General features: G+C 31.6%; 14 protein-coding genes and 2 tRNA genes. 7 read left to right on the forward strand and 9 right to left on the reverse strand.

Annotation, left to right across the window (positions count from 1 at the left end; translation table 11 throughout):
* Nucleotides 1–97 precede the first annotated feature (97 nt).
* Entirely contained in the window at nucleotides 98–736 is a 639-nt protein-coding gene (locus B3792_RS02775) for an HdeD family acid-resistance protein (RefSeq protein ID WP_291068824.1), read from the forward strand.
* Between the two features lie 42 nt (nucleotides 737–778).
* Here the strand turns inward: B3792_RS02775 and B3792_RS02780 are convergent, their stop codons facing one another.
* Together B3792_RS02780 and cls are read right to left on the reverse strand one after the other, a co-directional pair.
* Nucleotides 779–922 (reverse strand): hypothetical protein, encoded by a 144-nt coding sequence (locus B3792_RS02780; protein WP_181816261.1) that lies wholly within the window; start codon nucleotides 920–922, stop codon nucleotides 779–781.
* 34 nt (nucleotides 923–956) lie between these two features.
* Nucleotides 957–2,453: a cardiolipin synthase gene (gene cls / locus B3792_RS02785; protein WP_291068826.1), complete on the reverse strand. Its 1,497-nt coding sequence runs from the start codon at nucleotides 2,451–2,453 to the stop codon at nucleotides 957–959.
* Nucleotides 2,454–2,584: 131 nt separating this feature from the next.
* Between cls and B3792_RS02790 the strand changes: the two genes are divergently transcribed.
* The 4 genes from B3792_RS02790 (at nucleotide 2,585) to der (ending at nucleotide 4,998) form a co-directional block, all read left to right on the forward strand.
* Nucleotides 2,585–2,660 (forward strand) — tRNA-Phe (locus B3792_RS02790).
* Between the two features lie 112 nt (nucleotides 2,661–2,772).
* Complete coding sequence (locus B3792_RS02795) at nucleotides 2,773–3,123, forward strand: phosphomannose isomerase type II C-terminal cupin domain (protein WP_038336510.1); 351 nt, start codon at nucleotides 2,773–2,775, stop codon at nucleotides 3,121–3,123.
* A 35-nt stretch (nucleotides 3,124–3,158) separates the two neighbouring features.
* On the forward strand, nucleotides 3,159–3,587 hold the full coding sequence (locus tag B3792_RS02800) for an adenylyltransferase/cytidyltransferase family protein (RefSeq protein WP_038336508.1): 429 nt from the start codon (nucleotides 3,159–3,161) through the stop codon (nucleotides 3,585–3,587).
* Between the two features lie 103 nt (nucleotides 3,588–3,690).
* Nucleotides 3,691–4,998 carry a ribosome biogenesis GTPase Der gene (gene der, locus B3792_RS02805; protein WP_038336507.1) on the forward strand — a complete coding sequence of 436 codons (1,308 nt, stop codon included), beginning with the start codon at nucleotides 3,691–3,693 and terminating at the stop codon, nucleotides 4,996–4,998.
* 108 nt (nucleotides 4,999–5,106) lie between these two features.
* On the opposite strand, the gene B3792_RS02810 is transcribed toward der, so the two are convergent.
* A tRNA-Arg gene (locus tag B3792_RS02810) sits at nucleotides 5,107–5,180 on the reverse strand.
* 190 nt (nucleotides 5,181–5,370) lie between these two features.
* Here B3792_RS02810 and B3792_RS02815 point away from each other — a divergent pair.
* Nucleotides 5,371–6,438 (forward strand): ABC transporter substrate-binding protein, encoded by a 1,068-nt coding sequence (locus B3792_RS02815; RefSeq protein WP_291068829.1) that lies wholly within the window; start codon nucleotides 5,371–5,373, stop codon nucleotides 6,436–6,438.
* Nucleotides 6,439–6,948, forward strand: a complete 510-nt coding sequence (locus B3792_RS02820; RefSeq protein ID WP_291068831.1) for a MepB family protein — start codon at nucleotides 6,439–6,441, stop codon at nucleotides 6,946–6,948.
* A gap of 22 nt (nucleotides 6,949–6,970) precedes the next feature.
* Here the strand turns inward: B3792_RS02820 and B3792_RS02825 are convergent, their stop codons facing one another.
* From B3792_RS02825 to B3792_RS02850, 6 genes are all read right to left on the reverse strand, one after another.
* On the reverse strand, nucleotides 6,971–8,476 hold the full coding sequence (locus B3792_RS02825; protein ID WP_291068833.1) for an NAD(P)H-hydrate dehydratase: 1,506 nt from the start codon (nucleotides 8,474–8,476) through the stop codon (nucleotides 6,971–6,973).
* Nucleotides 8,477–8,559: 83 nt separating this feature from the next.
* Nucleotides 8,560–9,579 (reverse strand): phenylalanine--tRNA ligase subunit alpha, encoded by a 1,020-nt coding sequence (gene pheS, locus B3792_RS02830; RefSeq protein WP_291068835.1) that lies wholly within the window; start codon nucleotides 9,577–9,579, stop codon nucleotides 8,560–8,562.
* Between the two features lie 149 nt (nucleotides 9,580–9,728).
* Entirely contained in the window at nucleotides 9,729–10,865 is a 1,137-nt protein-coding gene (locus tag B3792_RS02835) for a DegT/DnrJ/EryC1/StrS family aminotransferase (RefSeq protein WP_291068837.1), read from the reverse strand.
* Nucleotides 10,866–11,079: 214 nt separating this feature from the next.
* Nucleotides 11,080–11,292: a hypothetical protein gene (locus B3792_RS02840; RefSeq protein ID WP_291068839.1), complete on the reverse strand. Its 213-nt coding sequence runs from the start codon at nucleotides 11,290–11,292 to the stop codon at nucleotides 11,080–11,082.
* A 1,772-nt stretch (nucleotides 11,293–13,064) separates the two neighbouring features.
* Nucleotides 13,065–13,289 carry a hypothetical protein gene (locus tag B3792_RS02845; protein ID WP_286495829.1) on the reverse strand — a complete coding sequence of 75 codons (225 nt, stop codon included), beginning with the start codon at nucleotides 13,287–13,289 and terminating at the stop codon, nucleotides 13,065–13,067.
* A gap of 29 nt (nucleotides 13,290–13,318) precedes the next feature.
* A complete protein-coding gene (locus B3792_RS02850) occupies nucleotides 13,319–13,714 on the reverse strand; it encodes a DUF5675 family protein (protein ID WP_038337107.1) in 396 nt (131 codons plus the stop codon).
* Nucleotides 13,715–15,131 lie beyond the last annotated feature (1,417 nt).

Genomic DNA, 15,131 nt, shown 5'->3' on the forward strand with positions numbered 1-15,131 from the left:
AAGAAATCAATAATCATTATAAAAAAACAAAAAAATAGAGGTTTAATTAGAATATTTCTTAATTTTAAGTCTATAATTTTAAATATTTTTTTTCAAAATGGCTCGTACTTTTTACAAATCAATCAAAAATTCTGTCAAATATTGGTGGATTTTATTAATCATTGGATTATTATTCGTTGGACTTGGAATTTATACATTCGCATTTCCAACAGCATCGTATGTTGCACTTTCAGTATTTTTTGCTGTATCTTTTTTATTCTCTGGAATTTCGGAAATTGTTTTTTCGATCTCAAACAAAGATGAAATTGATAGTTGGGGCTGGACATTGACATATGGAATTATTACAACTATTGTTGGATTTATGTTAGTTGTAAATCCAATTCTAAGTTTAGAAGTTTTTGCTTATTATGTTGGATTTTTAATTTTATTCCGCTCAATTTCTGGAATTAGTTATGCTTTCGACCTAAAAAATTATGGCGTAAAAGATTGGGGAATTTCTCTGTTCTTAGCTATTATTGGATTAATCATTTCGCTTATTTTATTATCATCTCCACAATTAGCAGGTTTAACAGCTGTTGCATGGCTAGGATTAGCAGTTATTTCTACCGGATTATTTGCGATTTTTATTTCATTACAATTGAAGAAAATTAAAGATATCCCGAATAATATTTCGGACGATTTGAGAAGTCGATACGAAGAAATTAGAAAAGAAATCGAAGATTTTAAAAATCAATAAAAAACAAAAACCTCTACTTTAATTGAAGTGGAGGTTTTTGTTTTATTTTCCTAAGATTCCTTCTAAAAATCCAGTTTTAAAAGATTCAATCATAACATCTGGTTGATCTATAAAATTTAGAAAACCATAAGCTAGAACTGCACCTATAGCAATTTTTCCAATTGTTAATAAAGATAGCTTTTTCATATTACCTTGATCTAAAATCGAATGTAATAAATATTTACAATATCGGTGCTAATAATCTACAAATCGATGCAAACGCACGGTTATACCAAGGTCTATTTTCCCACTTTTCAATAGTTAATAATTCTGAATCCTCTTTATCTATATCAAATTGAGCACTCATTTGTTGCAATAACGTTGCATTTTCAATCACCGAAGTAATCTCGAAATTAATTATAAAACTACGATAATCTAAATTTACTGTTCCAATAAAAGCCAATTTATCATCGACCGTAATTGTTTTGGCATGAAGAAATCCTTTTTCGTATAAATAAACTTTTACACCCCGCTTCATCAAAGGTTTTAGGAATGATAATGACGCTTGTTGCACTACAATAGAATCGCCTTTTTTAGGGATAATCAACTCCACTTCTACTCCGCTCGAAACAGCAATCATCATCGCTGTCTTAAATTCGTCACTTGGTATAAAATATGGTGTACACAATTGCACTTTCTTTTTCGCTAAAGTAATTGCCAAAATCATCGCTTCCATTGCCGAATGTACATCACTACCAGGCGAAGAAAGTCCGAAACTAACAGTTGCAGCATCTTCAAAAATCTTACTTTGAGAATTGTAAAAATAATTTGAATCAGAAATATTATACTTTTTGCCTTCCGTCATCATCCAATTTAAGTAAAAATGCAATTGCAAACTATTGATAGAATCTCCTTCAATCATCACAGAAGTATCACGCCAATAAATCTTATTATTTGGACTTATTACACCATTTTGATTGATATATTTATCACTAATGTTAATTCCTCCTAAAAATGCTTTTTTACCATCAACAATCAAAATTTTACGGTGATTACGGTAATTAGAATTCGCTAAAGAAGAAAATCGAACAGGTAAAAATGTTTGAAATTCCACACCTGTTCCATCAAATCTTGACTGATGTTTATTCAGTTTTGATGATCCAAAATCATCCGTAGTTACACGAACTTCTACACCATTTTTAGCTTTTTCAATCAGAATATCAATGATTTCATTTCCAATATGATCTTCATCAAAAATGTAATATTCGAGATGAATATGATTTTTAGCTTTACGTAAAGCTTCCAAAAAAAGAGGAAATTTTTCTTCTCCATTTGTCAGCAACTTTACTTTATTATTTGTTGCAGGATAAGCAACTCTTGCATTATTTAAATAACGATAAACCTGTGACAAAGAACCAATTCTTGCATTTACTTTATCTAAATCATCGTGAACAAATTGATCCATTTCAGCCCATTTTTCATTGATGATTTTTTGATGATTCTTATCTATTCGTTTAAAAAATTCATCTTTTTTAAATTTCTGTCCAAAGAAAAAATATAAGATTATTCCAATAAACGGTAGAAAAACAATCACCAGTATCCATGCTATTGTTTTGGTTGGGTTTCGATTTTCGATCAAAATAGTAACAATCACCATTATATAAAGGACGGTAAGCGGAACCCAATACCATTCTTTGATAAAACTCCAGATGTGCAAAAGTGTAATTGACCATTCCATTTGTTACCAATTCGTAATTTTTATAAAAATAAATGAATAAAAATCAATTCCTTAAAAAATTAATAGAAAATATTTAAAAATAATTTTGGAAATATAAAACAAACCTTCTTATATTTGCAATCCAAAATGACGGTGCCTTAGCTCAGTTGGTAGAGCAAAGGACTGAAAATCCTTGTGTCCCTGGTTCGATTCCTGGAGGCACCACCACATTTATAAAACCTCAAGCATGTGTTTGAGGTTTTTTTTTTGAATGAACATAACAATTTATTCATCGAGTATTTTAGAGTTGTATCTAAATATTCCGTAAATTGCATAAAACATGGAAATAGGAAATAGACCTTGGGGTTCGTACTACGTATTAGAGGACACCGATATATATAAATTAAAAAGAATAGAAGTGAATGTTGGCGGGCGTTTGTCTTACCAATACCACAATCATCGTGCAGAAGTTTGGACAATTGTTCAGGGTACTGCAATGGTAACACTTGATGATAAAGAATATGAATACAAAGCAGGTGAAGTCGTTATTATTCCATTAAAAGCAAAACATCGTATTCAGAACATAGGTAATGAGACTCTAATTTTTATCGAAGTTCAACATGGTACGTATTTTGGTGAGGAAGACATCATTCGAATTGAAGATGATTACAACCGATCATCTGAAGATTAATAAAAACTAACTATAAAAGACTAAACTAATTCACTATGAAAATCGGAATTACATTTAGTGCTTTTGATTTGCTTCATGCGGGACATATCAAAATGCTAGAAGACGCAAAACAACATTGCGATTATTTGATTGTAGGTTTACAAACAGATCCAACATTAGATCGACCAGAAAAAAACAAACCAACACAAACTGTTGTAGAACGCTACATTCAGTTAAAAGGTTGCAAATTTGTTGACGAAATTGTGCCTTATGCAACAGAACAGGATTTAGAAGATGTTTTGAGATCTTTCAAAATCGATGTGCGTATTTTAGGGATTGAATACCAAGACAAAAACTTTACAGGACGTAAATATTGTGAAGAAAAAGGAATCGAATTGTATTACAATTCAAGAGACCACCGTTTCTCAAGTTCCGGACTTAGAAAAGTGGTTGCTGAAAAAGAACTTCTTAAAGTTGTAAAATAAAAATGGAGTAAGGTTAGAGTTTATCTAACCTTTTTTATTTACAATACTTTCTCAATCAAAAAATTAATGTAAAAAATAATTCTAAAAATTATACCTTTGCAAAATGTCAAATATAGTTGCAATTGTAGGAAGACCAAACGTTGGTAAATCTACGTTCTTCAACAGAATGATCCAAAAAAGACAAGCTATCGTTGATGACACTTCTGGTGTTACACGTGACCGTCACTATGGAAAATCTGATTGGAATGGAAAAGAGTTTACCGTAATCGATACCGGAGGGTATGTCGTTGGTTCAGATGATACCTTTGAAGAAGAGATCCGCAAGCAAGTTGAATTGGCTATTGATGAAGCAAATGTAATTTTGTTCATGGTAGACAATCAAGTTGGTTTAACGGATATGGATAAGGAAGTTGGCAACCTTTTAAGACGCACTAAGAAGCCTACATTCTTAGTTGTGAATAAGGTCGATACCAACAAAAATTTAGAAGATTCTTATGAGTTTTATAACTTAGGATTCGAAAAAATGTACACAATCGCTGCAATGAGCGGAAGTGGTACAGGTGAATTATTGGATGATGTGGTAGATTGTTTTACAGAAGAAGAACACATTGATCCATTCGAAGGTTTACCTAAAATTACGATCGTAGGTCGTCCAAATGCTGGAAAATCTACATTAATCAATGCATTATTAGGTGAAGAACGTAATATTGTAACGGATATCGCAGGAACAACACGTGATTCTATCGAAACGTTGTACAATAAATTTGGACACGAATTTGTTTTGGTAGACACTGCCGGAATGCGTAAAAAAGGAAAAGTTAGCGAAGATTTAGAATTTTATTCTGTGATGCGTTCGGTTCGTGCAATCGAAGAATGTGACGTTTGTGTCTTAGTAATTGATGCAGAACGTGGAATTGAAGCACAGGATTTGAATATTCTTTATTTAGCAGAACGTAACCGAAAAGGTGTTGTCATCTTAATCAACAAATGGGATTTATTGGAGAAAGAAACCAATACAATGAAAGAATACAAAGATGCTATTCTAAAACGTATTGCGCCTTTTACAGACGTTCCTGTGTTGTTTATCTCGGCTCTTACAAAACAACGTGTCTTGAAAGCTGTTGATACATTTATCGAAGTTTACGAGAACCGTAGTCGTCGTATCAAAACAAGTAAATTAAACGAAACTTTGTTACCGATTATCGAGATTACACCTCCACCTGCAGTAAAAGGAAAATACATCAAAATCAAATATGTAACGCAGTTACCTACAAAAACGCCTCAATTCGCATTTTTCTGTAACTTGCCGCAATATATTAGAGATCCTTACAAACGATTTATCGAAAATCAATTGAGAAAGGAATTTAATTTTGAAGGAGTTCCAGTTGAAGTTTACTTCAGAAAGAAATAATAAAAATCCAAAAAGTCCATTTACAATTTGTAGATGGACTTTTTTATTGATAACAATAGAATTTAACATTCATAAAAAAAGCTCAACGATTGACGCTGAGCATTTTTGTGACCGAGACAGGATTCAAACCTGTAACCTCTTGAGCCGTAATCAAGTGCGCTATTCAGTTGCGCCACTCGGCCGTTTGAAATAATTGAAAGTATTTTCCTTTATTTTCGAATGCAAATATACAGCACTTTCATCGTAAAAACCTAATCTTTTTAAGAAAAATTCTAAACATTAATTTAATTTACAACGAATCAATTGCTTACAAAAATATTTTTTTATGATTTCATCCTATTTCTTAACTTGCCTGCTCTAAATTCAATCCAAATGATAAAAAAATTTATTCTAACCTCATTCGTTCTTCTTGCCATTAGTAGTTGTAAACAGTCGAAAGAAGCTGTTAAAACTGAACAAGAAAATACAACTTTTCAGTTTGCAAAAAATATTTCTATCGAAGAAAACAACGAAACAATCACGATAAAATCTTCTGGAAATACAATTTCATTTGATAAAAAAGACTTGCCTATCAAAACTGTGATGGTTGAAACTTCATCTGCCGTGACGTTTTTAGATCAATTAGGAAGTCTTGACTTAATCAAAGGAGTTTGCGATGCAGATTTTATTTACAATCCTAAAATAGCCGAAGGAATTGCAAATAAATCAATCTTAAAAGTTGGAAATTCAAACGAACTATTCACAGAAATTATCTTAAAAAATAAACCACAATTGATTATCGCAAGTTCTAATCCTGTTTTAGCAAAATTTCATCAACAATTGGAACAAAATGGGATAAAAGTGTTGTATTTAGATGAATACAAAGAGCAAAACCCGTTAGGACAAGTTGAATATTTGAAGGTTTTCGGAAAATTATTCGGAAAAGATACAGAAGCTGAAAAACGTGTAGAAACGGTTAAAAATAATTACGACTCGATCAAAAATATCATTCAAACCAAAGCACAAGGTAATGTTTCTACAATTGTGAATACAATGTATGGCGATATTTGGTACGTTCCGACAAATGATTTGTTGCAAGCAAAATTGATTGACGACGCGAAAGGAAATTATATTTTCAAGAATAAAACAGGTGAAAATAGTTTGAGCTTAACATTTGAAGAAGTTTATACAGCTGGAAAATCTGCAAATTATTGGATCAATGTAACAAACGTAAATTCGTTGGCAGAAATGAAAGCTTCTTATCCAAATTATAAGTGGTTTGATGCGTTTAAGAAAGGAAATGTGTACGCTTACAACAAACGAATGAATGCAAAAGGTTCGAATGATTATTTTGAACAAGGAATTATACGTCCAGATATTATTTTGAATGATTTAGGAAAAATTTTCTATCCAAATTTATTCCCAACGTATGAGTTGTACTTTTATCAACAATTGAAATAAATGACTGAAATTATTCAAAAATTCGAAGATTTTGTTCTAAAATCTTCGAATTTATCCATTTCAACTCTTGAAAAAGATGCAGAATGTGACGAATATATAGGTTATAATTTCAATGTTAATGAGTTTTCTATAAAATTTAGAAAAGCGAAAATTACGCCTAAAAAAGTTGGTCAATTTGTAACATTATGGAAACGAAATACAGCTAAACAAACCGAACCTTTCGACGAAAATGATGGTTTTGATTATTACATTATTGCGGCAGAAGATGATTCTAAACTAGGTTTTTATATTTTTCCGAAATCAATTTTAATTGAAAAGAATATTTTGAGCTCAATTAAAAAAGAAGGAAAACGAGGTTTTAGAGTTTATCCGAATTGGGTAAAACCTGAAAATAAACAAGCGGAGAAAACTCAAAATTGGCAACAAGATTATTTTGTAGAAGTCAACAATCAACAGATTGACAAAACCAAGTTAGAAAAGATATTCAACAAAAAACGGAATTCAAATTGAGTTCCGTTTTTTTGTTATTTTTTCAAAAATTCGAATCCAAATAAAAATAAGCTTCACTGATAAAATCACTAATATTTGACGCAATTAAACTATGTGGATGAATTTTATTTACAGCCAAATCTCCCGCCAATCCATGTAAATAAACACCTAAAATTGAAGCTTCTGATGAATGATAACCTTGTCCAATTAGCGACGCAATAATTCCACTCAACGTATCTCCAGATCCAGCAGTTGCCATTCCCCAATTTCCCGTGGAATTGAAATAAGTTTTACCATCGGATGTAATAACTGCAGTATAAAAACCTTTTATAATAAATGTCAATTGATGAAAAACAGCAAGTTTTTTAACTTTTTCTAATTTCTTAAAATCATTTTCCCATTCTCCAATTAAACGTTGCAACTCTTTTGGATGCGGTGTTAAAACTGAATCTTGTGGAATCAACGTAAAACAATCTTTCTGATTAGCTAAACAATTTAATGCATCAGCATCAATCACCAAAGGTTGTTGTTGATTCTTAATCCAATTGATAAAATTTGCTTCTGTAGTTGGATGTTGTCCCATTCCCATTCCAACAGCAACTCCTTGATAAACTTTTATCTCAGGAAAATGTTCAATTTGTTTTTCTGAATCATCAGTCAAACTCATTGATTCTATCAAATTTGTTTGCAAAATATTTAATCCACATTGAGGAGTATAAGTCGTTACCAAACCACTACCCGTCTTCAAGGCTGCTTTTGCACTTAAAATAATTGAACCTATTTTTCCTAAACTTCCACCAATTATCAACGTATGACCAAATGTACCTTTGTGCGAAAATTGACTTGGTTTCTTTAGAAATTTCTGAACATCATTTTTCTGTATAAAATAATAATTTGTCTCAAATTCATTATTCACATTTTGTTCTAATCCAATATCTAACAAAATAAATTCATCGGTGTAAATCTGATTTTCAGGAAATAATAAACCTAATTTAGGAACCTGAAAAGTATATGTTTTATTTGATTTACAACACGGAAAATATTTTTGCATAGGAGAATCAGCAATAAAACCAGAAGGCAAATCTATCGAGATAATTTGTGTCGGATTTGACTCTGCTATTTGATTGAAGACTGAATTCCAATCATCATGCAAAGGTTGATTAATTCCAATTCCGAAAATAGCATCGATAATAACTGAATTTTCAGGAAGTTGTAACTCTTCATTCAAATTAAAAAAATGTAAATCATTAGAACTCAAAAGTTGTTGATTCTTTAAATTATCTTCGCTATAATTCTCTGATTTCAATATATAAATCAATGTTTTATAGCCTAATTTTTTCAATTCTCTTGCAACTCCTAATCCATCTCCTCCATTATTTCCTTTTCCGCAAAAAATAATAATTGGTAATTCTTTAGATGGAATATCATTCACTATATTTTCAGTCAATTTCAATACAGCTCGCTCCATCAAATCCCAAGAGGATATATTTTGATGTTTGATCGTTAATTGGTCCCATTCTTTTATCTGTTTTGAATTGAGTATTTTCATGAATAACATTTGTTTACATAAAGGTAGTAAATAAAAAAAGGAACTCAAATTGAGTTCCTTTTTTTATTTATATTCTATTCATCTTAAAATAATTCTGATCGGAATTGCTCTAAGAAACGTTTATCATTTTCTGTGTACAAACGGATATCCCCAATTTGATACAACAACAACGCAATACGCTCTATTCCCATACCGAATGCATAACCCGAATATTTTTCAGGATCGATATCTACATTGCGCAAAACGTTAGGATCTACCATTCCACATCCCATAATTTCTAACCAACCTGTACCCTTTGTCATACGATAATCGGTTTCAGTTTCTAATCCCCAATATACGTCAACCTCCGCAGAAGGCTCTGTAAATGGGAAATATGAAGGACGTAAACGAATTTCAGATTTACCAAATAACTCAGTTGTAAAATAACTTAAAGTTTGTTTCAAATCTGCAAACGAAACACCTTCGTCGATATACAAACCTTCAATTTGGTGGAACATCATATGCGAACGAGACGAAATCGCTTCGTTACGGTAAACACGACCTGGCGCTAAGAAACGCATGGGCGGTTGATTTTTCTCCATATGACGAATCTGCGTAGACGACGTATGCGTACGCAACACAATATCTGGATTAGTTTCGATGAAAAATGTATCTTGCATATCTCTCGCAGGGTGATGCGCAGGCAAATTTAACGCTGTAAAATTGTGCCAATCATCTTCGATTTCTGGACCTTCAGAAACACTGAATCCAATGCGATTAAAAATCTCGATTATGCGATTTTTTGTAATGTTAATTGGATGACGAGAACCCAATGTAAAAGGCTCTCCAGGACGCGTCAAATCTAAAGAAGAATCAGTTTTTCCTTCGTTTGAGATTTCATTTTTAAGAACAGTTGATTTTTCTGTTGCCAATGTTTTTAATTCATTCACAACTTGACCAAATTCCTTTTTTTGTTCATTCGGAACAGATTTGAACTGTGTAAACAAGTCCGTTAAAATTCCTTTTTTTCCTAAAAATTTAATTCTGAATTCTTCAATTTCAGCAGCATTTGTTGAATGGAAGTTTTTTACTTCTTCAATATATTGTTTGATTTGGTCAATCATAATTTCTGATCAATTTGATTACAAATTTAACCGATAATCAACTTATAACAAATTATTCGAGGACTTTTATTAAAAACGTCTAATTCTTATAAATAAAAATCCTCCTAAGTTTTCTTAGGAGGATTTGATTTGTATTATATTGTTGAAAATTATTTCCCAAATACTTCTTTTACTTTTGCTGCAATTCTTTCTCGTTCTGCATCTGTTAAATTAGAACCAGAAGGTAAACACAATCCGTTTTCGAATAATTCTTCAGCTACTTTTCCTCCATAATAAGGTGCATCTGCGAAAACAGGTTGCATGTGCATTGGTTTCCATAACGGACGAGATTCGATATCATCTTCTAAGAAAGCTAAACGTAAATCTTCACGCGTTTTCCCTGCTACTTTTGGATCAATTAAAATTGCTGACAACCAATGGTTAGAGAAATAGTCAGAACTTGGTTCTGTAAATACCGTTACGCCATCAATATCCGCAAATAACTCTTGGTAGAATTTATTCATTGCACGACGAGCTTCCACTCTACTTGGTAGAACTTCCATTTGTCCACGACCGATACCCGCAGTAATATTACTCATACGGTAATTATACCCAATATGTGAATGTTGATAATGAGGTGCATTATCGCGTGCTTGTGTTGCTAAAAATACCGCTTTATCTTTATCTTCTTGTGTGTGGGAAACTAACGCTCCACCTCCTGAAGTTGTAATAATTTTATTCCCATTGAATGATAAGGCTCCAAAACGACCGAACGTTCCACAAGCTTTACCTTTGAAAGTAGAACCTAATGCTTCTGCAGCATCTTCTATCACAGGAATGTTATATTTATCAGCAACAGCATGTACTTCGTCTACTTTATATGGCATTCCGTACAAATGCACTGCTAAAATTGCTTTTGGTGTTTTTCCTTTTGAAATTCTATCTTTAATTGCTTCTTCTAATGCAATTGGGCAAAGGTTCCATGTATCTTTTTCCGAATCTACAAAAACAGGCGTTGCACCTTGGTACGCAATTGGATTTGCTGTTGCTGAGAATGTCATCGATTGACAGATTACCTCATCACCATGTGAAACCCCACATTCTATTAATGCTAAATGAATTGCCGCTGTTCCTGCAGATAATGCTGCAACTTTTACATCTGCATTTAAGAAATTTTCTAAATCTGCTTCAAAACCATTTACGTTAGGTCCTAATGGTGCAACCCAGTTTGCATCGAATGCTTCGTGAATGTATTTTAGTTCGTTACCTCCCATATGAGGAGATGATAACCATATCTTTTCAGCCATTTTATAGTTGTTTTTGTTGAGCAAATTTATGATAAAACTATGATTTTTGCTTCATTAGTTTATCATAAAACTTCATAAAATAAAAAATCTTATCAATACTCTCTCAACCATTTTCTTAATGTGAGAGTTTTAATGCCGGTTTCTCATCCTTTTTTAATATTAAAATCCTTTTTAAACAATGAATTCAAACCCGTCATTGCTGAAAAGTCGAGCGTCAATTCGGCGTAGTGAGCGTTAAAAATGATTTATGTTCGCATATGAAATCCGAATGTTCTAAAGCATTTAGCGAATAGCCATTATTGACCGACTTGTAAGCATAGACTTGTAATGCTTTGCATTCATGAATACCATAAAATAATAATAAACCATATGAATAACTTTTGATTACTTTTTGATCAAGACTTCCCCAAAGGGTATATGAATTCATTTGAAAACAATAATAACCCATGAATAAAAAGTAATAAATAAAGAACTACTAATTATCCTCTTATTCACGTAATTATGTTCAGAATCTCAACTCGTTGTTAATTTGAAGTATCGAGAAATCTATTACTTTCATTTTTTGCTCATCCAAAAAACATTTGAAATTAAAAGGAGGAGCCATGGTATGGCTCAGGTATTTTAAATAAATTATTTCCATAAAGTTGGCAACTCGCTCCACTCAGACACTCCAACTTTTTTTATTCCAATAATTTAGAGTTGAATTGCATTTCGATCCTAAATCGTCGGATTTTTTTAATTCCTTTCTCAATATTCAAATTCGTTTATAACAATGAATTTATAAACCGTCATTGCTGAAAAGTCGAGCGTCAATTCGGCGTAGTGAGCGTTAAAAATGATTTATGTTCGCATTTCATATGCGAATGTTCTAAAGCATTTAGCGAATAGCCGTTATTGACCGACTTGTAAGCATAGACTTGTAATGCTTTGCATTCATGAATACCATAAAATAATAATAAACCATATGAATAACTTTTTGGTTCTTTTTTTTATCAAGAAAAAAAATGAACATATAATTATTAATCAACTTATAAAAATTTTACCTAAGCTCCACTGGAGCTTCTCCTTTTAATTTCAAATTTTTAATTTCAAATTTTTAATTTCAAATGTTTTTTCATCAAAGTTCCCCAAAGGGCATATGAATTCATTTAAAAACAATTATAACTCATGAATAAAAAATGAACATAAAGTACTTTCTATCACTTTTTTGAGAGCAAAAAAGTAATCAAAAAACTCTTGTCTTTGATTTTCGACGGTCAAAATAAGTTTCAGCCATTCAATATTTTAAATCATTTGCTACGCAAACAGTAAAATATTTTAACCATTCTCTTCAACTTTTTGACACTCGCCTCCAAATCATATGACATTTTTCTAATCCTTTTTTCTAATTCAGATTCGTTATCACTTTTATCAACGAATTTTAGAGTTGACATACGATTTGCAGACGAGCTTCAATCCATTGAAACAAGCGTAAAAAAGATTAGTGAGCGTATGCGAATCATTTAATCTTTTTAGTGCGTGAGATGAGAATTGAACGTCGAAAATCGCGGTCTTGATTTTTTGATTACTTTTTGATCAAGCAAAAAGTAATATACCGAAGCTTATAAAGCTTCTCCTTTTAATTTCAAATTTTTAATCTCAAATGTTTAATCTCAAATGTTTTTTCATCAAAGTTCCCCAAAGGGCATATGAATTCATTTAAAAACAATTATAACTCATGAATAAAAAAATGAATAATCTTAATCATGCATCTCAACTTTTTGACACTCGCCTCCAAATCATATGACATTTTTATAATCCTTTTTCAATATTTAAATACATAATACATTGTACTTTTTACATAATACTTAATACTTAATACATCACAACTACTACATTCTACAACCCCTCAATACTCATATCTAAAATCTCAAACTTAACCTCTACTTTTTACATTTTACAAGTCTCAATTCTCACATCTAATATCGAATATCTAATATCGAATATCTCAATTCCCACATCTACTTTTACACAACAAAAAAACTACCCATCTACTGGGTAGCCTTTAACAATTACATTAAATTTTCATTCTTCAATTTTTGCAACAACAGCGAAAGACAGAAACTACTTAATGCCCCTACGAGCGAAAGTAAAATTGTCGAAATAATATCCTGCCATTGTATACTCGCATACATACCGCACATAGCTCCACAAATCACACTAAACTTCGTGTGATCGTGAGGCGGCATCGGATTCATCAACAACATCATGGTCAACAGTTAATTGACTTACAGCTGTTAAAACACCTCCCGTCACAACCAAATATCCACCTAATTGCACCAATAGTGCTGGCAATACAACAGGAGCGGCAATCAATACACCACCAATACTAGCAGCGACTAATCCTATTGTACGAATACGTTGAAATAACTTAGGGGTTGGCAATTGCAAACGTTCTACTATATTCATAACGTTTATTTTTTAATATGTAAAAAAACCTGTTCACCTCTCTGTAAATACTCATAAACGATTGTTTTCAGTCGTTCAAATGCTTTACGAGAGTCAATACCTTTTCCTTCTCCTTGCAGAGAAGTAACTGGAGCTATACATCCATTCAGCTCCTTTAGTGCATCATTCGCTGGATGAAATAAAATCAACGATCGATTCGGAACCAAATCAATCCATACATGCCACCCAAAACGTTTACTAAATCGCTTCTTTAGTGGATATTTACCTTCAGGAATACATGATTTGCGTTTCAAATTGTTCTTCCATGGTAACTCAATTGTCATGCAAATCAGTTGTTGCTGTAACCAAAGCTGTCCATTGGTTCCATCAGGTAAATATTTTCTTTTTAAAACTAAATCCATCTTTTATTTTTTTATAGTTGTTAGTCATTTTATCTGTCGCCTATCTCCACATTACTCATCTCATAATCCTCATACTATAAGTCAACTCTGCATAAACTTTTCATAAAATTCTAATCTATTTCCCTATAAAACAAGTCACCATAAACCAAATGTCACTTATAATCAATAAAATACATTTTTATCCCTTTTTGTCATACAACAACAATAATTTTTAGAAAAATAGATCATTTTCTAAAAAAACTAAACAAATAATACCAGCAACAACAACAAGCTATATAGTTCTATTTAATTTAATTCCACAATCAAAAAAAAAAAGAAATATGAAAAAAAACAAAAGAATGATCATTTATGCGAAAGACATTCAAAATGCCACCGGAAGAAGTTACAGGCAAAGTCTTCGCTTATTACAAAAAGCCAAACATAAAGTTGGTAAATCAAAAGACGACATGTTAAGTCTAAGAGAGTTTTGCGACGTGTATAACATTAATCCTCTCGATTTTCAAGAATCAATTTAAAAACAAAAAATTATGAACGATAAAACTATATTTTCGGTTCAATGGTTCAATTCTATTATCAAAAAAATAGATAAATTGGAACAAGATTGGAAAAATAATATTATCCAATTCAACGATTCCATTTTAATGGAAGAACATCAAGTAACAACCCTATTACAAATTTCAAAATCCACCTTACGAAGGTATCGCTTAAAAAAGTATTTTAACGTATATCAAATAGGCAAGCGAAACCTATATTTACAACACGATATTATCAGAGGTATTCTTACCCATTTAGTGAAATAACAAAAAAAGAGAAATAAATTTTTATTTCTCTTTTGCTTTTACCTAAACAAAATCAAAGTATTGTTCTTAGCTAGGGTGAAGAATTTCTCCTCCCATAATACTTAATACTTAATACTTAATACTTAATACTTAATACTTTTTACTTAATACTTTTTACTTAATACATACTACATTTTACAACTCAACACCGATACACGAACACCGAACAAACCATACGGAACGGATATACAATGGATACAGAATGGATACAGCGCGGATACACAACCGATACAGAAAAGTGTCATTTTCGATATACAACGATACAGGAATTTAACACTTTTTAACACATTATTTCTCTAACCACAATAGAAACATAGGTTTTATTAAGTTTTGCGTTCTACGCTTAACGTTTTACGAATTTTGTCATTCTGAGCTTGTCTCAGAATCACATTCAATATGTCATTTCGAGGTATCGAGAAATCTTTTGTCACTTTTTTTCGTCAAAAAAACTAACGAAAAAAGACTTGTCTTTGATTTTCGACGGTCAAAATAAGTTTCAGCCATTCAATGTTTTAAATCATTTGCTACGCAAACAGTAAAACATTTTAACCATGCCACTCAACTTTTTGACACTCGCC

It is taken from the genome of Empedobacter sp. UBA5924, assembly GCF_002431085.1.
Classification (GTDB): Bacteria; Bacteroidota; Bacteroidia; order Flavobacteriales; family Weeksellaceae; genus Empedobacter; species Empedobacter falsenii_B.